General features: G+C 62.9%; 21 protein-coding genes and 1 pseudogene. 15 read left to right on the plus strand and 7 right to left on the minus strand.

All coding sequences use genetic code 11. From position 1 onward, the window contains the following. Nucleotides 1–12: 12 nt before the first annotated feature. Both ACOCG7_RS10550 and ACOCG7_RS10555 read right to left on the minus strand, forming a co-directional pair. Nucleotides 13–579 carry a cupin domain-containing protein gene (locus ACOCG7_RS10550; RefSeq protein WP_421375411.1) on the minus strand — a complete coding sequence of 189 codons (567 nt, stop codon included), beginning with the start codon at nt 577–579 and terminating at the stop codon, nt 13–15. Nucleotides 580–791: 212 nt separating this feature from the next. Next, nucleotides 792–980 (minus strand): hypothetical protein, encoded by a 189-nt coding sequence (locus ACOCG7_RS10555; protein ID WP_143326516.1) that lies wholly within the window; start codon nt 978–980, stop codon nt 792–794. Between the two features lie 21 nt (nt 981–1001). On the opposite strand from ACOCG7_RS10555, the gene ACOCG7_RS10560 reads away from it, so the two are divergent. From ACOCG7_RS10560 to ACOCG7_RS10575, 4 genes are all read left to right on the plus strand, one after another. Beyond that, the gene (locus tag ACOCG7_RS10560; protein ID WP_227470429.1) at nt 1002–1223 is read left to right on the plus strand and encodes a hypothetical protein; all 222 of its coding nucleotides are present in this window, start codon (nt 1002–1004) and stop codon (nt 1221–1223) included. A 342-nt stretch (nt 1224–1565) separates the two neighbouring features. Beyond that, a complete protein-coding gene (locus ACOCG7_RS10565; protein WP_421375413.1) occupies nt 1566–2357 on the plus strand; it encodes a gamma-glutamyl-gamma-aminobutyrate hydrolase family protein in 792 nt (263 codons plus the stop codon). A gap of 32 nt (nt 2358–2389) precedes the next feature. Then, nucleotides 2390–3724, plus strand: a complete 1335-nt coding sequence (locus tag ACOCG7_RS10570; protein ID WP_073429235.1) for a glutamine synthetase family protein — start codon at nt 2390–2392, stop codon at nt 3722–3724. A 44-nt stretch (nt 3725–3768) separates the two neighbouring features. Beyond that, entirely contained in the window at nt 3769–5205 is a 1437-nt protein-coding gene (locus ACOCG7_RS10575) for an aspartate aminotransferase family protein (RefSeq protein ID WP_421375416.1), read from the plus strand. 54 nt (nt 5206–5259) lie between these two features. On the opposite strand, the gene ACOCG7_RS10580 is transcribed toward ACOCG7_RS10575, so the two are convergent. Further along, the gene (locus ACOCG7_RS10580; RefSeq protein ID WP_374709828.1) at nt 5260–6732 is read right to left on the minus strand and encodes a trypsin-like peptidase domain-containing protein; all 1473 of its coding nucleotides are present in this window, start codon (nt 6730–6732) and stop codon (nt 5260–5262) included. 334 nt (nt 6733–7066) lie between these two features. Between ACOCG7_RS10580 and ACOCG7_RS10585 the strand changes: the two genes are divergently transcribed. Further along, entirely contained in the window at nt 7067–8077 is a 1011-nt protein-coding gene (locus ACOCG7_RS10585) for a DUF2891 domain-containing protein (RefSeq protein ID WP_083080989.1), read from the plus strand. A gap of 161 nt (nt 8078–8238) precedes the next feature. Here the strand turns inward: ACOCG7_RS10585 and ACOCG7_RS10590 are convergent, their stop codons facing one another. Next, nucleotides 8239–8664 (minus strand): PRC-barrel domain-containing protein, encoded by a 426-nt coding sequence (locus ACOCG7_RS10590; protein WP_073429238.1) that lies wholly within the window; start codon nt 8662–8664, stop codon nt 8239–8241. A gap of 206 nt (nt 8665–8870) precedes the next feature. Between ACOCG7_RS10590 and ACOCG7_RS10595 the strand changes: the two genes are divergently transcribed. Further along, complete coding sequence (locus ACOCG7_RS10595; RefSeq protein ID WP_073429239.1) at nt 8871–11237, plus strand: DNA polymerase II; 2367 nt, start codon at nt 8871–8873, stop codon at nt 11235–11237. Between the two features lie 225 nt (nt 11238–11462). Then, nucleotides 11463–11771, plus strand: a complete 309-nt coding sequence (locus ACOCG7_RS10600) for an EthD family reductase (RefSeq protein WP_073429240.1) — start codon at nt 11463–11465, stop codon at nt 11769–11771. 50 nt (nt 11772–11821) lie between these two features. Here the strand turns inward: ACOCG7_RS10600 and ACOCG7_RS10605 are convergent, their stop codons facing one another. Further along, nucleotides 11822–13300 carry an alkaline phosphatase family protein gene (locus ACOCG7_RS10605; RefSeq protein WP_073429241.1) on the minus strand — a complete coding sequence of 493 codons (1479 nt, stop codon included), beginning with the start codon at nt 13298–13300 and terminating at the stop codon, nt 11822–11824. 244 nt (nt 13301–13544) lie between these two features. Here ACOCG7_RS10605 and ACOCG7_RS10610 point away from each other — a divergent pair, with 244 nt between their 5' ends. From ACOCG7_RS10610 to dctA, 3 genes are all read left to right on the plus strand, one after another. Continuing rightward, entirely contained in the window at nt 13545–14141 is a 597-nt protein-coding gene (locus ACOCG7_RS10610; RefSeq protein WP_073429242.1) for a molybdopterin-dependent oxidoreductase, read from the plus strand. Between the two features lie 195 nt (nt 14142–14336). Beyond that, nucleotides 14337–15266: a LysR family transcriptional regulator gene (locus ACOCG7_RS10615; RefSeq protein WP_073429243.1), complete on the plus strand. Its 930-nt coding sequence runs from the start codon at nt 14337–14339 to the stop codon at nt 15264–15266. Next, nucleotides 15263–16564 carry a C4-dicarboxylate transporter DctA gene (gene dctA / locus ACOCG7_RS10620; protein WP_073429244.1) on the plus strand — a complete coding sequence of 434 codons (1302 nt, stop codon included), beginning with the start codon at nt 15263–15265 and terminating at the stop codon, nt 16562–16564. The genes ACOCG7_RS10615 and dctA overlap by 4 nt, the downstream gene beginning before the upstream one ends. 15 nt (nt 16565–16579) lie before the next feature. Here the strand turns inward: dctA and ACOCG7_RS10625 are convergent. Further along, nucleotides 16580–16972: pseudogene (locus tag ACOCG7_RS10625) on the minus strand (substrate-binding domain-containing protein); the annotation flags it as partial. Nucleotides 16973–17238: 266 nt separating this feature from the next. On the opposite strand from ACOCG7_RS10625, the gene ACOCG7_RS10630 reads away from it, so the two are divergent. The 4 genes from ACOCG7_RS10630 to ACOCG7_RS10645 all read left to right on the plus strand — a co-directional run bounded on the left by ACOCG7_RS10630 (nt 17239) and on the right by ACOCG7_RS10645 (nt 18597). After that, entirely contained in the window at nt 17239–17514 is a 276-nt protein-coding gene (locus ACOCG7_RS10630; protein ID WP_421375420.1) for a hypothetical protein, read from the plus strand. Nucleotides 17515–17539: 25 nt separating this feature from the next. Further along, nucleotides 17540–17785, plus strand: a complete 246-nt coding sequence (locus ACOCG7_RS10635; protein WP_073429293.1) for an AbrB/MazE/SpoVT family DNA-binding domain-containing protein — start codon at nt 17540–17542, stop codon at nt 17783–17785. Then, nucleotides 17782–18180 carry a PIN domain-containing protein gene (locus ACOCG7_RS10640; RefSeq protein WP_073429245.1) on the plus strand — a complete coding sequence of 133 codons (399 nt, stop codon included), beginning with the start codon at nt 17782–17784 and terminating at the stop codon, nt 18178–18180. Before ACOCG7_RS10635 ends, ACOCG7_RS10640 begins: the two co-directional genes overlap by 4 nt. A 222-nt stretch (nt 18181–18402) precedes the next feature. After that, the gene (locus ACOCG7_RS10645) at nt 18403–18597 is read left to right on the plus strand and encodes a hypothetical protein (RefSeq protein WP_083080992.1); all 195 of its coding nucleotides are present in this window, start codon (nt 18403–18405) and stop codon (nt 18595–18597) included. On the opposite strand, the gene ACOCG7_RS10650 is transcribed toward ACOCG7_RS10645, so the two are convergent. Next, on the minus strand, nt 18594–19595 hold the full coding sequence (locus ACOCG7_RS10650) for a LysR substrate-binding domain-containing protein (RefSeq protein WP_073429247.1): 1002 nt from the start codon (nt 19593–19595) through the stop codon (nt 18594–18596). The two genes, ACOCG7_RS10645 and ACOCG7_RS10650, sit on opposite strands and share 4 nt — an antisense overlap. A 137-nt stretch (nt 19596–19732) precedes the next feature. Here ACOCG7_RS10650 and ACOCG7_RS10655 point away from each other — a divergent pair, with 137 nt between their 5' ends. Further along, nucleotides 19733–20947 (plus strand): MFS transporter, encoded by a 1215-nt coding sequence (locus ACOCG7_RS10655; protein WP_421375424.1) that lies wholly within the window; start codon nt 19733–19735, stop codon nt 20945–20947. The last annotated feature ends 68 nt before the right edge of the window (nt 20948–21015 follow it).

Raw genomic sequence — 21015 nt, forward strand, 5'->3', positions numbered from 1 at the left:
TCTCCGTTGTTTCTACAGGAAGGCCCGTCGGAAAGTCGGCGGCGAACCGGCCGACACGATCTCGCAGACACGCTCCGCACTGGGGTTGTGAAAACGATGCGGCAAACGGCTTTCGAAATAAAAGCTGTCGCCTGGATCGAGCAGCCACGTGGCGCCGTTCACGGTCAACTCGATTTGCCCGCTGACCACCACGCCGCCCTCGTGCCCTTCGTGTTCGAGCATCCGCGACCCGGTATCCGACAGAGGCTGATAAACCTCGCGCCGAATGTCCATGCTGCGGTTTTTCACGCTGGAGCCGGCGAGATAGCACTCGATCGACTGATTGCCGAGATTCGCCATGTCGGCCCGGCGCGACACCACCGAACGCTCCGCGTCCACCTCGAAGGTAAAGAACTCCGCGAGACTCATCGGAATGCATTCGAGCAGTTTCTTCAATGAACCGACCGAAGGACTCACGCGATTCTGCTCGATGAGCGAGATCGTGCCGTTGGTCACGCCCGCCCTTTTTGCCAGTTCACGCTGGGACAAGCCGTGCTTCTTGCGGATGTACTGCAAGCGGGTTGCCACTTCGATGGACATCGCGGTGTTCTCTGGCATTGAAGGCGGAGTGTCGAGAAATGAACTCGGGCAGCGTCTGCTTCCGAGTGTTGAATATTCTAATCATTTTGCGCGTTGCGCCGCCGGGGGAAACCCTGAAGGAACCCGGAAATGCGTGTTACGCAATGAGCATTGGCAGCCATTGCGATCGCATTCCTACCCTCGGGAAAGCCCTTATCAAGCTTTAATAAAAATCAATTGACGGCGTTATTGACTCGTATATGCTGGTTCTCAGGCGATCGCCGCAGCAGCGTCACGAGGCGCTTAAACGTGTTTTGCGGCGCAGCGAATTCACTTCGCATGGGTTCAACGGCGATCATCCCAACGTCCTGCTTCTTTAAACGCCCCGTGCGGATTTCGAGCAGGCCGTTCAATACTTTCAACGTTGCCAGTCGAGTGTAATCGTGAGAGTCCGATGCCCTTTGGTGAGATGGAATCGCAGTCAGCCGAGTTGTCCTCGCGCTGACGGCGCCATCGCCGACGGCAGCAACGGCAGGCTTGCGTTCCGCCGCTTTCTGTCCGTCTTCACGATCCTGTCGCGTCGTTCAGTTCGACGTCACAACTCCATCTCCGCGCGCGCCTTCATTGCAGTGCGCACGGACGAAGTCGCCTCGCTGCTGCCCTAGCGCCTCCCTCCTTTTCGCCATTCGATTCGTCCGTTTGCGTGAGCGCGCTGTTTCGAGCCGCGTGTTTCCGCACGTGCGGTGCCGTCTGTCGCCTGTGCGTTTCATGCACTTCATGCAAGGCAAATCCGTTGCGCGGCGCAGCGAACCGAATCGAACCGCCTACCTGATCGCGACGCGCGGCGCGTTCCGTTGACGACGACCGCCCGCACCCTGCCAGCGGCCGCGCGCCTTGCGCCCGGCAGCGGAATCGTGCCGCGTTGAAGGTTGTTCACGCCGCGTCCGTTGGGTTCGTCGGTCAACGCCCCGAAAGAAGTTCCCTGGGAACACATACGCGTATCAATCATGCAAACGAAGCCACTAGTCGGCATCAGCGCCGACAGAACGATGATCGGAGCGCATCCGTCGCACGTTGCCGGCGAGAAGTACATTGCCGCGATCGTTGACGGCTCGCAGGCGCTGGCAATGTTGCTGCCGGCGCTCGGCGAACGTCAGTCCGTCGATGACGTGTTCGCCACTGTCGACGGCCTGCTGTTTACCGGCAGCTATTCGAACGTCGAGCCGCGGCACTACGGCGGCCATGCCAGCGCGCCGGGCACGCTCCACGACGCCGCACGCGATGCAACCACGCTGCCGCTCCTGCGCGCGGCGATCGCGGCGGGCGTGCCGGTGCTGGCCGTATGCCGGGGCTTTCAGGAAATGAACGTGGCGTTCGGCGGCACGTTGCATCAATGCGTTCACGCGGTGGCGGGTTTGAACGACCACCGCGAGAACAAGCAAGACGAACTCGACGTGCAATACGCACCGTCGCATTCGATCACGCTCACACGAGGCGGCTTGTTGCAGCGCCTCGCGGGCGGCGCGAACGAGGCGCGTGTGAATTCGTTGCACGGCCAGGGCGTCGAGCGGTTGGGCGCGGGCCTCATGACCGAGGCCACCGCGCCGGACGGCTTGATCGAAGCGGCGAGCGTGAAGGACGCGCGCGCTTTCGCGCTGGGCGTGCAGTGGCACCCGGAGTGGCGGCACGCGAGCGACGCGCTTTCCACCGCGATCTTTCGTGCGTTCGGCGAAGCCTGCCGCGATCGAATGCGCACCAGGGCCGGCTATGGCGCGGCATCCGCCGCGACGCAAACCTGAGCCGGCCGCGCACTCAAACAGAGAGAAAAATCATGCATGACATCGACGATTTTCTGAAGAAGAACCACGTCACCGAAATCGAGGCGATCATTCCCGATATGGCCGGAATCGCGCGCGGCAAGATCATTCCGCGCAGCAAGTTCGAATCCGGCGAGTCCATGCGCTTGCCGCAGGCGGTGATGATCCAGACCGTCACAGGCGACTATCCTGACGACGGCACGCTCACCGGCGTCACCGACCCCGACATGGTGTGCGTTCCCGACGCCAGCACCATTCGCATGATTCCGTGGGCCGTCGATCCGACCGCCCAGGTGATTCACGATTGCGTTCACTTCGACGGCACGCCCGTCGCCATCTCGCCGCGCCGCGTGTTGCGCCGCGTGCTCGAACTGTACAAGGCCAAAGGCTGGACCCCCGTGATCGCGCCCGAGCTGGAGTTCTATCTGGTCGACATGAACAAGGACCCGGACTTGCCGCTGCAACCGCCAATCGGCCGTACTGGCCGTCCGGAAACCGGCCGCCAGTCCTATTCGATCGAGGCCGTCAACGAATTCGATCCGCTCTTCGAGGACATCTACGAGTACTGCGAGGTGCAAGAACTCGAAGTGGATACGCTGATTCACGAAGTGGGCGCGGCGCAGATGGAAATCAACTTCATGCACGGCGATCCGTTGAAACTCGCGGACAGCGTGTTCCTGTTCAAGCGCACGGTGCGCGAGGCCGCATTGCGCCACAAGATGTACGCCACGTTCATGGCGAAGCCGATGGAAAGCGAGCCGGGCTCGGCCATGCATATGCACCAAAGCCTCGTCGACGCGGAAAGCGGCCACAACATGTTCACGGGTGCGGACGGCAAGCCGACCTCGCTTTTCACCAGCTATATCGCCGGCTTGCAGAAGTACACGCCCGCGCTGATGCCGATCTTCGCGCCGTACATCAACTCGTATCGGCGTCTGTCGCGCTTCATGGCCGCGCCGATCAATGTGGCGTGGGGTTACGACAACCGCACGGTGGGCTTCCGCATTCCGCATTCGGGCCCCGCTGCGCGCCGCATTGAGAACCGCATTCCCGGCGTGGACTGCAATCCGTATCTGGCGATTGCCGCAACGCTCGCTGCCGGCTATCTCGGCATGACGCAAAAGCTCGAAGCCACGGAGCCGCTTCTTAGCGACGGCTATGAATTGCCGTACCAGTTGCCGCGCAATCTCGAAGAAGGCCTGACGTTGATGGGCGCGTGCGAGCCGATTGCCGAAGTACTCGGCGAGAAGTTCGTCAATGCTTACCTGGCTTTGAAGGAAACCGAATACGAAGCGTTCTTCCGCGTGATCAGTTCGTGGGAACGCCGGCATTTGCTGCTGCACGTCTGAAGCTGTCGCAGAGGTAATGCAAACGCAAAACTACTGGAGTCTGTATGAGCTATAGAACAGAAGAAATCGCTTATGTGCAACCGGCAGTGCAGGCCACACAAGCCACGCAAGCCGCGCAGCGCAGCACCGCCGACTATCGCGCCCTCGACGCCGCGCATCACATCCATCCGTTTTCGGATATGGGAGCGTTGAATCGCAGCGGCAGCCGCGTGATCGTCAAGGCTCACGGCGTGTACCTATGGGATTCGGAAGGCAATAAGATCATCGACGGCATGGCCGGCTTGTGGTGCGTCAACGTCGGTTATGGCCGCAAGGAACTGGCGGATGCGGCGTACAGGCAAATGCTGGAACTGCCCTACTACAACACCTTCTTCAAGACCACGCACCCACCTGTCATCGAACTGTCGGCATTGCTCGCGGAACTGGCGCCCGAACCGTTCAATCACTTCTTCTATTGCAACAGCGGCTCGGAAGGCAACGACACGGTATTGCGCATCGTCCATCAGTATTGGGCGGTGCAAGGCAAGCACGCGAAGAAGTTCGTGATCTCGCGCAAGAACGGTTATCACGGTTCGACGATCGCGGGCGGCACGCTCGGCGGCATGGGCTATATGCACGAGCAGATGCCCTCGAAGGTCGAGAATATCGTGCATATCGACCAGCCGTATTTCTTCGGCGAAGCGCAAGCCGATGTGACGCCGGAGGAATTCGCGCTCGCGCGCGCGCGGCAACTCGAAGCGAAGATCCTCGAAATCGGCGCGGACAAGGTGGCCGCGTTTATCGGTGAGCCTTTCCAGGGAGCGGGCGGCGTGATTTTCCCGGCCTCGACTTATTGGCCGGAAATTCAGCGCATTTGCCGCAAGTACGACATTCTGCTCGTCGCCGACGAAGTGATCGGCGGCTTTGGGCGAACGGGCGAATGGTTCGCGCACCAGCACTTCGGCTTCGAACCGGATGTCATCACGCTGGCCAAGGGCCTCACCAGCGGCTATGTACCGATGGGCGCGGTGGGCCTGCATGACCGCGTGGCGACAGCGATCATCGAGAACGGCGACTTCAATCACGGGCTCACGTACTCGGGGCATCCGGTGGCCGCCGCGGTCGCCGTTGCCAACCTCAAGCTGCTGCGCGACGAGAAGATCGTCGAACGCGTGAAGCGCGAGTCGGGTCCGTATTTCCAGAAGCAATTGCGCGACGCCTTCGCGAATCACCCGATCATCGGCGAGATTTCCGGCGCGGGTCTCGTGGCCGGTTTGCAACTCGCGGAACAGCCGGCAACGCGCAAACGCTTCGCCAACGGCGGCGACGTGGGCACCCTGTGCCGCGATTTCTGCTTCAACGGCAATCTGATCATGCGCGCCACCGGCGACCGGATGTTGCTGTCGCCGCCGCTCGTCATCGACAAGCACGAGATCGACGAAATCGTTTCGAAGGCGAAAAACGCCATCGACGCGACGGCGCAGCAACTCGGCATGGCGTAGCGGGTGTTCGTTCCGGCAAGGGATGATTTGCGGAGATGCCCTCGGCGGTTCATCTCATCTCGTCTCCACCGACACGAAACGGCGCGCGTTATTGCGCTGGATCAGCACCGCAATGGGTTTGCCCGCCTTGACTTCCAGCGTCGCCACTTGCTCCGGCGATTCGAGCAGCGTGCCATTGAACGACAGAACGACATCGCCGGGCTGGATGCCCGCGGCCGCGGCGGGCCCGCGAACCTCGTCCACCATCAGACCGACGCCGAGTCCGCTCGCGCGCCGCTCGCCCTCGCTCAGCGGATGCATGACCAGACCCAGGCGCTCGGTCAAGCTGACATCGTTTTGTCGCGCTTCGTTGGGTCGAACGCTCGGGCTTTCCCCCGCTGCGCCGATCATGACCGCCATGGTCATCGGCCTTCGATTGCGGATCAGCCGGAGTGTGGTTTTCGTGCCGGGCGGCAGCGCGGCGGCGGCATCGAGGAGTTCGGCGGAGCGCTCGATCGGCTTGTCGCCGAATTGCACGATGACGTCGCCGGGCTTGATGCCGATCGCGGCCGCCGTCGTGCCGGGCTCGACCGCATTGACCAACGCGCCTGCCGGCCGCTGCAGGCCGAAGGCCCCCGCCAGCCCCGCGCCGACGTCCTGCACCTCCACGCCCAGACCGCCCGAAGGCGTCTTGCGCTGGGTTTGCAACTGCGATCGCAGCTTGGCCGTCAGATTGATCGGGATCGCAAACGTCAGGCCGGACCGGTCCTGGTCCGGATACACCTGCACGGCGATGCCGACCACCTCGCCCGCACGGTTGAACAGCGGGCCGCCCGAATTGTCCGGGTTGACGGACACGTCCGTCTGAAAGAACGGAAAATTGCTGCCGTCCGGCAGCGTGCGGGACGTGGCGCTGACAATGCCCGCGGTAACGGTATTCTGGAAGCGGTCGGGCGAGCCGATCGTCAGCACGGGTTCGCCGGCGCGCACGCGCGACGAGTCGCCGAGTTTGACCGTCGGCAGCTTGGCGGCGTCGATCTGGATCAAGGCGACGTCGCTCTGGGCGTCGACAAGCAGCACCCTGGCCTTGAACTCGCGCCGGTCGATCAGCGTGACCGTCACTTCGTCGACTTGATCCACCACATGTGCCGTGGTCAGAATGAGGCCGTCGGCGCTAATGATGAACCCGGAACCGACACCCGATATCGCGCTCGGCGGACTGCCCTGAGACTCCTGCGCTTGCAACGGACGCTTGAAGAACGAAGCGAGCGGATCGTCGGGACCAAGCGCGGCGAAGGCCGGCGCCAGCGCTGGTTGGGCCGTCGCGCTGACCGAGCTGATATTCACGACGGCGGGCCCGTACCGCTCCACGAGCGCGGGAAAGTCGAGCGGCGCGGCGGCATTGGCCGGCGCAACCCGCCTCTCCTTCGCGAGCGGCGGCGCCGCGCCCGCGGCCATCGCCGTCGACTTCAGCCCCGGATAGCCGACGAGACACGCGGCTACCACGGCAACGCGGAATACGGTGCGGACAAGGGTCGGGTTAAACACAGCGCATCTCCCAGACGGCCGTCATGCCGGGCGCGTGAAACGCCGTTGGCTAACTGGCTTCGTGGACCCATTATTTCGTCAGCGGCAACCGGCAACTGTGATACAGCGCACCGATGAAATCGAAAACGGGAAAAGCCCAATGGCCGGCGCGCGAGCCGCGGCCACCGCCACGGCCGCGCGGCCTGCGCATGCGGTGCGAATGCCGATTCGCGGCACGCACCGCCACTTTCGAATCAAGCCGCGTGCCTGGTCGCTTCACTCGATCCCTTTACTATTGGCGACCGCCGACACCATACTGTCTTACTTATTCGATTCCGCTTTTGCAGAGGCGCCGATGAACGTCCAACTCACTCCCGACCTTGCGTCCAGATTCGCCAATGTCGCGCTCGCCCACCTCACGCGCGAATACCCCAACAAGCTCACTCATGCGCTGGCCGGTCCGCAAGACGTGCAGAGCCCACGTGCGCTGCATCCGATCTTTTACGGCAGCTACGACTGGCATTCGTGCGTGCACGGCTACTGGCTGATCCTGCATCTGCTCGACCGTTTTCCCGACCTGCCCGAAGCCACGCGCATCGTCGCGGTGGTCGACGAGCACTTCACCGAGGCGAACGTGGCCGGTGAGCTCGCGTATCTCACGCTGCCGCACAACCGCGGTTTCGAGCGGCCGTATGGCTGGGCCTGGCTGCTTGCGCTGAGCGCGCAACTGCACTCGCTGAAGCTCTCCGAAGCCGCGCGCTGGTCCAAGGCCTTCGCGCCGCTCACCCAACTCTTTGTCGAACGCTTCGAGGAGTTTCTGCCGAAAGCGACCTACCCGTTGCGCGTCGGCACGCATTTCAACATGGCGTTCGCGCTGGCGCTCACGCTGGATTTCGCGCGGCAAACCTCGCGTGATTCGCTTGAGGCATTGCTGGTCAATACGGCCGAGCGCTGGTTTCTGAACGATGTCGGCTGCCAGGCATGGGAGCCCGCCGGCGATGAATTTCTGTCGCCTTCGCTGATGGAAGCGGAGTTGATGCGGCGCATCTTGCCGCCCGCGCAATTCGTCGACTGGTTCAGTCGCTTTCTGCCGAACCTCGGCGCAAAGAAGCCCGCGACCTTATTCGAGCCCGTCACCGTGACGGATCGCAGCGACGGCAAGATTGCCCACCTCGACGGCCTCAATCTGAGCCGCGCGTGGTGCCAGCGCTCGCTGGCCCGCGCGCTGCCCGCCGGCGACATACGCCGCACGATCCTGTTCGATGCCGCCGAGCGTCATCTGCAAAGCGCGCTGCCGCACGTAGCCGGCGACTACATGGGTGAGCATTGGCTCGGCACATTCGCCACGCTGGCTTTGGAGGCTTGATCCCGGCCGGCTTCAACAGCCGGAATGATTCACGGTGAATGCAAAAGCGAGCGGCGCTTGCAGCGCGCAAATCGGGTTGCCTACTTGCCGATTCGCGCCGCAAGCGCCGCTTTTCCACTACCGCCTGAACCGCGAGCCGGTCATTCCAGAGGCTCGATGCGTTACTCCCCCGTCAGCTTTTTAGGCTTCGGCGGCGCCTTGACCTTGTTGTACTGGAAGGCGGGCGTGGCCTTCAAAGCGTCTTTGCTCGCGCCGGCCAGATAGAAGTTTCCCGAGCGGATATCGAGCGCGGCGATCGGCACGGCGACGTCATGCGAGGCCACACCGAGGAAGCCGCCAGCGGCGACGATCGCGGCGGACAGTGAGCCATCGGGTGCGACCACCAGATCGCGGATCGAGCCAATCTTCTCGTTCTGATCGTTGTACACCGCCTTGCCGAGAATGCTCTTCTTCACGCTCCAGCCGCTCAACAGCGCGGTGGATTGTTCGACCGTCACGCTCAACGGTTGCGTGCCGGCGACTTGCGCCTGTGCACTCAGGCTGGTTGCCGCCACCGCGACCACAACAACAAGTTTGCTCAACGTCATAGTGTTCTCTCCGTTCTTAATAGACTTGAAGACTTGACCGGCGCAACGATGTGCGCCGAAGGAACCGCTGCAAACGATCATACAGATTACGCAGCGCGCCTGCACCCAGCGTGGCCGAGCATGAACGCCCCGCCGAGCGCGCCATGCCCCGACACGCATGGCGGTAAAATTGCGCAAGGCGATAACGCCCGTTTAGAGGTGGCGGTTTGACTGAGCTTGAACAGGGTTTCATCTTGACCCGGCATTGGCGGGACACGCCCGCCGGCACCGAAGTGGATTTCTGGCTGGCAACGGACGGCGGGCCTCGTCACATCCGCTTGCGCCCGCAGCCTTCGGTGGCGTTCATTCCGGTTGAACATCGCGAGCGCGCGGAAACGGTCCTGCGCCGCGAAGCGCCGCTCGATCTGCGTCCACTCGACTTGCGCGACTTCCAGCATCGGCCGGTCATGGGCCTGTACTGCCCGCAGTATCGGCAATTGACCGGCTTCGAGAAACGCCTGAAGCAAGGCGGCGTCGACGTGTATGAAGCCGACATCTTTCCGCCCGAGCGCTACATGATGGAGCGCTTCATCACCGCGCCGGTATCGTTCGGCGGCGATTCGCAAGCTGGCGGGCTGCTCGTGAACGGCGAATTGAAGCCGGCTACCGGTTATCGCCCGTCCTTGAAGCTGGTCTCGCTCGACATCGAAACCAGTGCGCACGCCGAGCTTTATTCGATCGCGCTCGAAGGTTGCGGGCAGCGCCAGGTGTATATGCTCGGCCCGCCGAACGGCGACGCGAGCGCACTCGACTTCGAACTCGAATACTGCGAAACCCGCGCCCAGTTGCTCGAAAAGCTGAACCTGTGGCTGGAACGGCATGACCCCGATGCGATCATCGGCTGGAACCTCGTGCAGTTCGATCTGCGTGTGTTGCGGCAGCATGCCGAGCAATATGGCGTGCCGCTGCGGCTCGGACGCGGCGGCGCGGTGATGGAATGGCGCGAGCATGGCCTCAGACAAAACCATTTCTTTGCCGGCGCCGCGGGGCGCCTGATCATTGACGGCATCGAGGCGCTGCGCTCCGCAACATGGAGTTTTCCTTCGTTCAGCCTCGAATACGTCGCGCGTTCGGTGCTGGGCGAAGGTAAATCGATCGACAATCCGTATCAGCGCATGGATGAAATCCAGCGCCGTTTCGACGAGGACAAGCCCGCCCTCGCGCGGTACAACCTCAAGGATTGCGAGCTCGTCACGCGCATCTTCGCAAAGACCGAGTTGTTGCCGTTTCTGCTGGAACGGGCAACCGTGACCGGCTTGCCGGCGGATCGCAGCGGCGGATCGGTCGCGGCATTCACGCATCTGTACATGCCGCGCATGCATCGGCAAGGCTATGTCGCGCCGAATCTCGGCGACGTGGCCGGCGCCGCGAGTCCAGGCGGCTTCGTGATGGATTCGCGGCCCGGTCTCTACGATTCGGTGCTGGTGCTCGACTACAAGAGCCTGTATCCGTCCATCATCCGCACGTTTCTGATCGACCCCGTGGGCCTCGTGGAAGGCATGCTCGATCCCGGCGACGATCGCTCGGTGCCGGGCTTTCTCGGTGCGCGTTTTTCGCGCACTCGCCATTGCTTGCCGTCGATCGTCGGTCAAGTCTGGCAAGGGCGCGAAGCCGCCAAGCGCGAGCAGAACAAACCGCTTTCGCAGGCGCTGAAGATCATCATGAACGCCTTTTATGGCGTGCTCGGCTCCACCGGTTGCCGCTTCTTCGATCCGCGCCTCGCGTCGTCGATCACCATGCGCGGCCATGAAATCATGCACGCCACGCGCGAGCTGATTCAGGCCCAAGGCTACGAGGTGATTTACGGCGACACCGATTCCACTTTCGTGTGGTTGAAACACGCGCACAGCGAGGAAGACGCCGGCCGCATCGGCCGCGCGATCGTCGAGCATGTCAACGCGTGGTGGCGGCAGACTCTGCGGGAACGCTTCGGGCTCGACAGCGCGCTCGAACTGCAATTCGAGCGGCACTACAAGCGCTTCTTCATGCCGACGATTCGCGGCGCCGAGGAAGGCAGCAAGAAACGCTATGCGGGGCTGACCGTTGCGCCGGACGGCAGCGAGGACATCGTCTACAAAGGACTCGAAACCGTGCGCACCGACTGGACGCCGCTCGCGCAGCGGTTTCAGCAGGAGCTCTATCGGCGCATTTTCACGCAACAGCCGTATCAGGATTACGTACGCGACTACGTGCGCGATACGCTCGAAGGCAAACTCGACGACCAGCTCGTGTATCGCAAGCAGGTGCGCCGGCCGCTCGGCGATTACGAGCGCAACGTGCCGCCGCACGTGCGCGCGGCGCGCGTGGCCGACGAGTTCAATCGGCGCCAGGGGCGGCCGCTGCAATATCAGAACGGCGGCTGGATCAGCTACGTGATGACGATCGCCGGGCCGGAGCCGCTCGAAACGCTGCGCTCCGCGATCGATTACGAACACTATCTGACGCGGCAATTGCAACCCGTCGCCGATGCGATTCTGCCCCTGCTGCGCGACAACTTCATCACGCTGATGAGCGGTCAGAAACAACTGTTCTGACGTCGAGCTTCACGAAGCCGAATACCCGGGCTCATAAGCGATCGCCATCCTGTCCGGACGCGCCCGTGCACCCGGCGTAGAATCCATGCGGGACTCGTCACCGCTCCAGGCGGCGGCGAGCCCGAACCCCATCAACCACGCATGATCCCCGCGACCCGCGGTTCAAAGCGCGAGGCGTTCATGCTGGCGCGCGCCAGTTCGACTGGTGCGCCAGGAGACATGACCATGGCAAAGCTCGTCGCGCTCTATAAAACTCCGGCCAACGCGGAAGCGTTCGACGCTCACTATTACTCGACCCACGTGCCGCTCGCGAAACAGTTGCCCGGCTTGCGGCGCTATGAAGTCAGCACCGGACCGGTCGGCACGCCGCAGGGCGCTTCGCCCTATCATCTCGCCGCGATCCTGAGCTTCGATTCGCTCGAAGCGTTGAAGCAAGGACTCGGTTCTCCGCAAGGCCAGGCGACGGCGGGAGACCTGGCGAATTTTGCTCAAGCCGGCGTCGAACTGCTGCTTTTCGATACCAAAGAGGTCTGATCCCGCCGCGCGGCACGCGTCGCGCTACGGTCGCGTCCGATTGCTTCAGGTCACTTCGCTTGAGGGAAGCCGAGCGCGTCGGCCTTCGTTCTCAGTTCCGAGAAGCGGCCGCCCGCGGGACTCATTGCCGTATCAGGAGCCGTGCTGGCGCCCGGCGTGACCTGGCTCCTGTCCAGTTGCGCGATGCCCGTCGTGCCCGAACTCGCAATATTCGCGCAAGCCGCGCCGAATGTGCCTTGCGTCACCGCGATCGCCGGCGCGTCGGTGCGCGCCGCGTCCGTCAGATTCAATGCATAAGCGAGGTTGAACGTCGTGGCGTCGCTCGCTCGCACGCCGAGCGGATCGAGGCCGAAGCGCCAGGCGAGCAACTGGTGAATGGAGCTGGGATCGAACGGATAGCGCGAGACGTTGTTCGCGCGCACGCGCGGTCCGAGCAGCATGCACGGCACGCGAAAGCCGAGACGGCCGTCGTTGCCGAGCGCGCGCTCCGCCGCCGACACCGGCTTGACGGGCGGCGCCACATGCTCCATGAAACCGCCCCACTCGTCATAGACGATGATCATGAGCGTCCTGCTCCAGTTCGGGCTCGTGCGCAGCGCGTCGTAGATCTGGCCCAGCAGCACCTGGCCGTTGCGCACGTCGGCATGCGGATGGTCGTCGTTCGAGGTGCCCTGCGCTTCGCCGCCGAACCTCGGATCGACCATGCAGAACGACGGCAACGTGCCCGCGGCGGCGTCGGAGAGAAAGTCGGCGATCAGCTTCGAGCGGCCGACGTAGCGCGTGCCGTACAGCGCGGTGAACGGCACGTCGTGGAAATAGTAGGTGGATGAAACGTTCTTCGCGTCGAGGCGGTCCCAGATGGTCGGCAAGGTTGACGTGTCCTGCGTGTCCGAAAGACGGTCCGTTTCGCCGCTGTGCAGATAGAGGCGGTTCGGAAAGGTATCGCTGAGAATGCCGCTCATGTAGTAGTCGCACACGGTGTATTGCGTCACCGCGCCGCGATAGAAGTCGAGATCCGCCGACTGGAAATAGCCGATCGGCAACAGGTCGCCGCGCGTGAGGCTGGTTGCCGGCGTCAGCAGAAAGCCGTTCATCGCGCCGTTGGCGAGATGCACGCGCCCGGCGTCGTAGGCGTGATTCGGGTCCGCGAATGCGCAGCCCTGGAAGCCATACGCCGGGTTCGCGGTAAGCGCGAACGGCGCATGCGCTTCGCCGAATGCATCGACGAAGGTGCGCCCGGTCTGCGCGCTTTCGGCATTCGGCACCCAACCCATCAGATGGTCGAACGAGCGGTTTTCCATGGTGACGAGCACGACGTGATCGATGCCCGACGTCGCCGGATCCGGCAACGCGGGGCGCGGCAGATTCGCGCGATCCGGCGGAATCGCGCCCACCACGGGAGGGGTTCCCGATCCGGAGCCGCCGCCATGACTGCCCCCTCCGCACGCCGATAGCGCGATGGAACCGGCCAGCGCGGCGAGCATTCTCCGACGCGCCAGGTCGGGCGGATTCGTAGGATGATGAGCCATGATCTTGTCTCCGTTGGTTATTGGAACGAATCCGCCGGGGTCTTGTGCCGCCTGGCGATTCATGCCCCAAGGGAGCAATTAGTGTTCCCCGCCTCGTTCAGCGGCGACGGCGCGGATGCGGCAGCGCGTCGAGCTGACGCAAGATGCGCCCGGGCGCACTCGCGACGCTCCGCATTTGCTGGGGGAAGAAACGGTTTTCTGCTACAACGTCAAAGCACTTTCGCACCGTTCCTGACCAACGCAAATGAACAAACGTCAATTTCTAGCCGGCGCCGCCGTGCTTGGCGCAAGCGCCGCGCCCGCGTTCGGCAACCAGCATGTCCATGACGAAGCATCCGCGGCGTCGCCCGTCATCCTGACGATCAGCGGCGCGATCAAGCGCCACAATCGCGGCGCGCTCGATCCCGCATTCGATCAGTTGCTGGCGAAGCATCAGGTGAAGTTTTCGCAAGCGTACAACGTCGATCTTCCTCTGTTGGCGAGCATGCCGGCCGTGACGATCCAGCCCACCACCGAATACGATGCCCGGCCGCATAGGTTGAGCGGTCCGTTGTTGACCACGTTGCTGGAACACGTCGGCGCGCCCGGCGCGGGTGGAACGCAAATCCTGTTGCATGCGGTGGACGGCTACGCCGTGATGACGACGCTCGATAAAGTGCGCGCTTATCGCTTCGTCGTGGCGACGCATATGGACGGGAAGCCGCTGCCGCTCGGCGGCATGGGGCCGCTCTGGGCCGCCTATGATGCGGATCACATTCCCGAGTTGTCCGGCAAGCCGCTGAAGGAGCGCTTCGAGTTGTCGCCCTGGGGGCTTTATCACGTGCAGGTGATTGCGGGGTGAGGTTCGATTGGGGGATACGGAATCAATCCGCTCGTGCTTTATCGGAACGTTAGCGGAAATATCGAGCTTGGCCGCTATCCCCCATCGGTCTGGACTTCGATCACCCCGCGAGCTAATCACCGAGTGTTGTCCTCGATGGGCGCGTTCGTCCATATCATGCAAAATAGCCGCATTCTAAAATGCTGAGGATGGCTCGTGGGCGTCAACTTCGATCTGAACGATTTGCAGGCGTTTCGAGCCGTCGTGGAGTTGGGCAGCTTCCGCAAGGCAGCGGAGGCGGTCAACATATCGCAGCCGGCGCTGAGCCGGCGCATCGAGAAGCTCGAAGCGGCGCTCGGCGTGCGGCTCTTCGAGCGGACCACTCGCAGCGTGACGCTCACCACCGTAGGTCGCGTGTTCGCCCCAAGCGCGGAACAGCTTCTCGACGATCTCGACGTCGCGTTGCTCGGCATCCGCGACGTGTCTACCAGCCGCCTCGGTCACGTGACCATCGCGTGCGTGCCGTCGGTTGCCTACTATTTCCTGCCGAGCGTCATTGCCGCCTATCACAGCCGCTATCCGCGAATCCGGGTCAAACTGCTCGACTCGAGCGCCAACGAAGTGCTCGGCTCGGTCATCAGCGGTGAAGCCGATTTCGGCGTGAGCTTCATGGGCAGCCAGGAATCCGAGGTCGAGTTCAAGGTCCTGCTGCAGGAACGGTTCGTCGCCGCATGCCGCCGCGATCATCCGCTGGCCCGAAAGACACGTGTGTCCTGGAGCGAGCTTTATGAGCACGAATACGTTTCCGTCGACAAGACTTCCGGCAACCGCCTGCTGCTCGATCAGGCGTTGACCAACGTGGCGCCGGCCGTGCCGAGCGTCTGCGAGACTCGCCACGTCACCACCCTGCTCGGCCTGATCGAAGCGGGACTCGGGGTGGCGGCCGTGCCTTCAATGGCGATGCCCATGCGCGACCATCCGATTCTCACCAGCGTCCCGCTCGTCGATCCGGTCGTGACGAGGCGAGTCGGCATCGTCAGGCGCCGGGGACGCCCCCTCGCGCCGGCCGCGCAGCAGTTCTACCAGACGATCCTCGACACGAAGCGCAGCGGCACGGCCGGTGCGGCGAAGAAGACCCCGAAATGACACTGCCAAGGCCCTTCAGGCTGCTTTATGTTCAGGTTCTGCTTGGAATGGCGCTCGGCATGACTGTCGGCCACTTCTGGCCGCAGGTCGGCGCGTCGCTGAAACCGCTCAGCGACGCGTTCGTCGCGCTGGTGCGCATGATGATCGCGCCAATCGTCTTCTGCACGATCGTCACCGGCATCACGTCGCTTGCGAGCGGCTCGAAGATCGGCCGGACCATCCTGAAAGCGCTGGCGTTGTTCTACTTTCTCACCATCGTTGCACTCGTCCTGGGGCTCGCGACCGCGTTCGCGCTGCGTCCGGGCGCGGGACTGCATATCGACCCACATCATCTGGACACCGCCATCCTCGCGCAATATTCGACTCGCACGCAGTCGCACGGACTCGTCGAATTCGCGCTGCAGGTGATTCCGGAGACGCTCGTCGGCGCCTTCGAGAAAGGCGAGGTGCTGCCGGTCTTGCTGCTCGCCCTTCTGTTCGGCTTCGCATTGAACGCCAGCGGAGACGGCGGCCGACGGGTACAGGAATTCATCGACGGCATCGCCCATGCGCTGTTCCGCATCCTCGCGCTGATCATGCGGCTCGCGCCGGCCGGGGCATTCGGCGCGATGGCGTTCACGGTGGGCCGTTTCGGCATCCGTTCGATTGGCTCGCTCGGCATGCTGATGGTGTCGTTCTATGCGGCGTGCCTGCTGTTCGTCGTGTGCGTGCTCGGTCCGCTCGCACGCCTGCACGGCTTCTCGCTTTGGCGGCTGCTGCGCTACATTCGCGAGGAACTCGTCATCGTGCTCGCGACGTCGTCGACCGAACCGGTGCTGCCGCGCCTCATCGTCAAGCTCGAAGCGCTTGGCTGCAACAAGGGCATCGTGGGTCTCGTGCTGCCGGCCGGCTATTCCTTCAATCTCGACGGCACGGCGATCTACCTGACGCTCGCCTCGATGTTCATCGCGCAAGCGTGCGATGTGCACCTCTCGGGCGGCCAGATCGCGACGATGCTCGCGGTCATGCTGCTCACGTCGAAGGGCGCGGCGGGCGTATCGGGCAGCGGCCTGGTTGCGCTCGTCGCGACGCTCGCCGTCATTCCCGATCTGCCGGTTGCAAGCGTCGCGCTGCTGGTCGGCATCGATCGCTTCATGTCCGAGGCGCGCGCCCTGACGAGCGTGATCAGCAACGCCTGCGCGGTGATCTTCGTATCGATGTGGGAGCGCGCCTGCGACCGAACGCGCCTGAAGAACGCCTTGAGCCTGGCCCATGAGCCAGAAGAACCCTTCGATCAGCCCGCCGACCTGCCGGTTTGAATCGTTGCCTGGGTCTCAATGCGTGGCGACGGAATCGAGCCCGGTCGATGTCACTTCCGGCTGCACGGCGGGCGACGCCAGATAGTCGAGCAGCGCTTTCGCCTCCTTCGGATGCTGCGCGCCGACCGGTATGCCCGCGGCAAAGCGCGTGACGGACTGCATCGACTCCGGAATCTTGCCGACGTACGCCGCGCCCTTCACCGGCAGCAACTCGCTAACCTGCTGAAGACCCACTTCGTAGTCGCCGGTCGCAACCACGGACGCCACCGGAATCTTCGGGATCATCCTCGCCCTGGTTTTCACCTGTTCCTCGATGCCGAGCCGCTTGAACAACTCGCGCTCGACATAGACGCCGCTCGCGCTATCCGAATACGCGATCGACCGGGCATGCAGCAGGGTTTGCCTGAGCGCCGCCCGGACGCATGACCGACCGCACGCGTGAGGCGGCTCTTGCACCGGCCCACCGCACAGGCGTTACGCAAACGGGGCCACGCGAAAAGTGCATTTTTTCCAAGTATTGATGTTCCACCGTTATCAATGCACATGGATGAAAACGTGGCATCACCGGCCACGTTCCTCGCGGCTGCCTGTCGGGGCAATCGAGTCAGCGGTCAAAGCTATGAAGTGACTTCAGTTGATGGTCCGCTGCGGGCGAATCAAGGGACATTCGACGTTTGCCGAAGACCGTCCGTTCAGGGTCGATCGGAATTTTTTTGTATATCGCCTCGATATTGCTTCCAGCTTTTGCCGAACTCGATAGCGCGCATAAGCTGCTCTGGTGGAAGGGTCATAGCGTCTTGGCGATGGGTTGGCTGGGCATATTCAATTTTCAGTTCGCGTGGTTTGGCGATCGGGTAATCGCACCTGGAATTTCGGGCCGCGATGCTTCAGGCTCACAAAACGTGGTGTGCCGTTATTTCGTTCTTGCTTTCCATGACTCCTTACCTTAAAGTAAGGATTATTGGAGGTGTCACCATGACAACAGCAACTCTCACTTCGAAGGGCCAGGTTACGATCCCCGTGGACGTCCGCAATCAGCTTGGCCTGCAGTCGGGAGACCGGATCGAATTCAGCTTCAACGAGGCGACCGGCCGGTACGAGGTCTATCCGGCCACGCGCTCGCTTGCGTCGCTCAAGGGCATCGTGAAGAAGCCTGCTAAACCGGTGTCGGTCGAAGACATGAACCGGGCCATCGCGGAACAGGGAGCATCCGCGCGATGATTGGACTGGATACGAACGTGCTGGTCCGCTACTTCGCCCAGGACGACGCCGTGCACTCGAAGAAGGCGACGGCGCTGATGGAGTCCCTATCGGCCGAGAGGCCGGGGTACGTTTCGCAGGTCGCGCTGGTCGAAGTCGTGTGGGTGCTCGGACGTTGCTACGGCGTCGAGCGCGAGCAGATGAAGGACATCATTGACTCGATGATCGGCACCAAGGAACTGGTCGTTGAAGGCGCTGACACGGTGCGAAAGGCACTTCGCGTTTTCGCCGCATCTGCAAAGTCGGACTTCGCGGACTGCCTGATCGAGCGCTCGGGGTATGTAGCCGGATGCGAATACACGGCTACTTTCGACGTGGCGGCCTCGAAGGTCGCGGGGATGCAGTTGATCAAGTAATCACGGCGCGAACTGATAAACGGGAAAACGTGACGATGGAGCTTCTTGACTTACGCGCGTCGTCGTGAGCTTCGTTGTCGGCTCAAAGACGACTGTTGAGCGCGATTCGTTGGACCTGTCTGCACCCGGCGACTCATACATCATGAGTAAGGAAAAGCCGTCAATGCTCGCAGAACAACGTCAATTCCTTTCTCTCTCATTCATCGAAGGCCTGCGCCGACCATGCGATTGGATGCCAAGGCCGCGCATACAGCGTTCCGCCGCATCGCGCACGGGACGCTATCAAGCCAGCGCCGGATCACGCTCAAGACGCCGTTTCCGCCGCGAGCGCCCGCCCCGATACGCATCGCAAATGCGCTGATCGCCGAGCAGTTCTTTCATGGTGGCGGACACCACCACACGGCCCGTCACAACTAGCGCCGCGCTCGTTTCGTGCGCGCTGTAGTTCGACGTACTTTTTGTGCAGGTTCGCTTCGAGCCGGCTCCACCGGATTCTGCGCCGCGGCCGCCATGATCCACTTTCTGAATGCGATGACTGCGGCATCGTCCGCGCGATCGGTGTTCACGACCAACGTGTAATCGGGTCCGCGCCAGGCCGGCTCTGATATCGGACACACTAGACGCCCTGTTGCGATCTCGCGCTCGATGAGCGGCAGCGACGCCAACGTCACGCCGAGGCCTTCGGCGGCGGCGCCCAGTTGAAGAAAAACATGATCGAAGTCGAGATGGCGGGCGCCGCGCAGGCCCGGTGCGCCGGCCTCCCGCAACCAGTCGGACCAGGCCGTGCGAGTGCTGGTGGAATGAAGGAGCGTGTGATGTCGCAAATCGGCGACCGTCCTGATCGGATGGCTTAGCAGCATCGCCGGGCTACAGGCGGGCAGACGCAAGTCGGGCATCAGCGTCGTTGACACGAGGCCCGCCGCGTCCTCGGGTCCCGAGCGCACGCCGACGTCGAATGCATCACCGACGTAGCGCAACTTGCGTGAGGTTGTAGAGAGCCGCACATCGATGTCCGGGTAGCGGGCCTGAAAATCCGCCAGGCGCGGTATGAGCCAGCACAAAGCGAAGCTCGCCAGCGCATTCACGCGCACGACCCCCGTTATACGACGCGTAATGGATTTGTGACGCAGCCGGGTGACCGAGCTGCCCAGGCGCGCAAATGCACCTTCGACATCATTGAGCAGAGCAGCGCCCTCGTCCGTAGGCACGACGCCACGCGAGCGACGCTCGAAGAGCGGAACGCCGAACCAGTCTTCCAGCAATCGAATCTGTTTGCCGACCGCCCAGTGCGTGACGTGCAGATCGCTCGCCGCAGCCGCGAAACTCCCGAGGCGGGCGACCGCCTCGAAGTGCCGCAACGCATTCAACGGGGGCAACTTGTCCACGTCTTTCCTTGTGCGTTTGTCTGTGTCCATAAGGTGACTTTTTCTCCCGTCTGACTCAATTTTACGTCAGTTGTGGCACGTTCTAGGCGAACCTAGACTATGGGGTGCCCTGTAACAAAACGCTCGAGTTGTCGCCGAGACTCGCGCTTCCGAATTTCGGTTGAACCGTGAGACTTTTCTCTTTCTCCACTCCAACGACGCGCGTCGCCGACGGACCCGATCAATCGACCTCCGTGTCACGCACGCGCGTGTTATGGCTCTCGTGCATGGCGCACGCGCTGCACGACGGGTACACCGACATGATCTACGCCTTGCTGCCTGTCTGGCAGGCGGACTTTGGACTCAATTACGGTGCCCTGGCGATGTTGCGCGCCATCTATGCGGGCACGATGGCAACGCTGCAATTGCCCGCCGGACGCCTGGCGCGCACATTGGGCACCCGCGCGACGCTTGCGTTCGGCACGTTGCTGGCCGCGTTGGGCTATGCCGTCGCAGGCATGTCCGGCACCCTGCTGGGCTTATGCGTCGCGCTCGCCATCTCGGGAAGCGGTTCGAGCACACAGCATCCGCTGGCTTCGGGAGCCGTCTCGCGCGTGTATGGACGCAACGCTCGACGGCCGCTCAGCGTCTACAATTTTTCAGGCGACCTCGGAAAATCCGCGCTTCCGGCGGCTATCTCGCTTCTGATTACCATCATGCCGTGGCGCCATGCGCTTTGGGCCATGTCGACCGTTGGCGTTTTAGTCGCGGCAGTGATTGCACTTTTTCTCCCATCGGTTCCTCGGGACGAGTCTTCCATCGAGGAAGCGTCGAGCCACAACAACAACGGTTCGCGAGCGGGCTTCTCACTGCTGTTCACGATCGGCGTGCTCGACACCGCCGTGCGCATGGGGCTATTGACCTTCCTGCCCTTTCTCCTGAAAACGAAAGGCATCTCGCAACCGATGATGGGCACGGCGCTCGCGCTCGTCTTCATCGGTGGCGCCGCCGGCAAGTTCGTGTGCGGCTGGCTCGGCGCGCGCGTGGGCGTCATCGGAACCGTGCTCGCAACCGAAGGCGGTACGGCGGCGTTGATCCTTGCCGTGATTTGCCTGCCACTGGCGCCCGCTCTGATCGTACTGCCGCTGCTCGGCGTGATGCTCAACGGCACATCGTCCGTGCTTTACGGAACGGTGCCCGAACTGACGTCGGTCGAGCGTACCGAGCGAGCGTTCGCGCTCTTTTACACCGGCACCATCGCTTCGGGGGCACTCGCTCCGGTTGCCTACGGTCTTCTGGGCGACCGCATCGGCGTACTCGGCGCCACGCTTGCGACTGCGGCCACGGCGCTGGCCGTCTTCCCACTGGCGCTTGCGCTTCGTCCGCATCTGCGCAAGACGTGAGCTCGCTCGGGACGCGCTCGTCGGTCATTTAGCCCAGTCAGCACGCATTTCGATAGAGGTCGCCACAC

Origin of the sequence: Paraburkholderia sp. DD10, from assembly GCF_049177125.1 — a bacterium.
Lineage (GTDB): Bacteria > Pseudomonadota > Gammaproteobacteria > Burkholderiales > Burkholderiaceae > Paraburkholderia > Paraburkholderia terricola.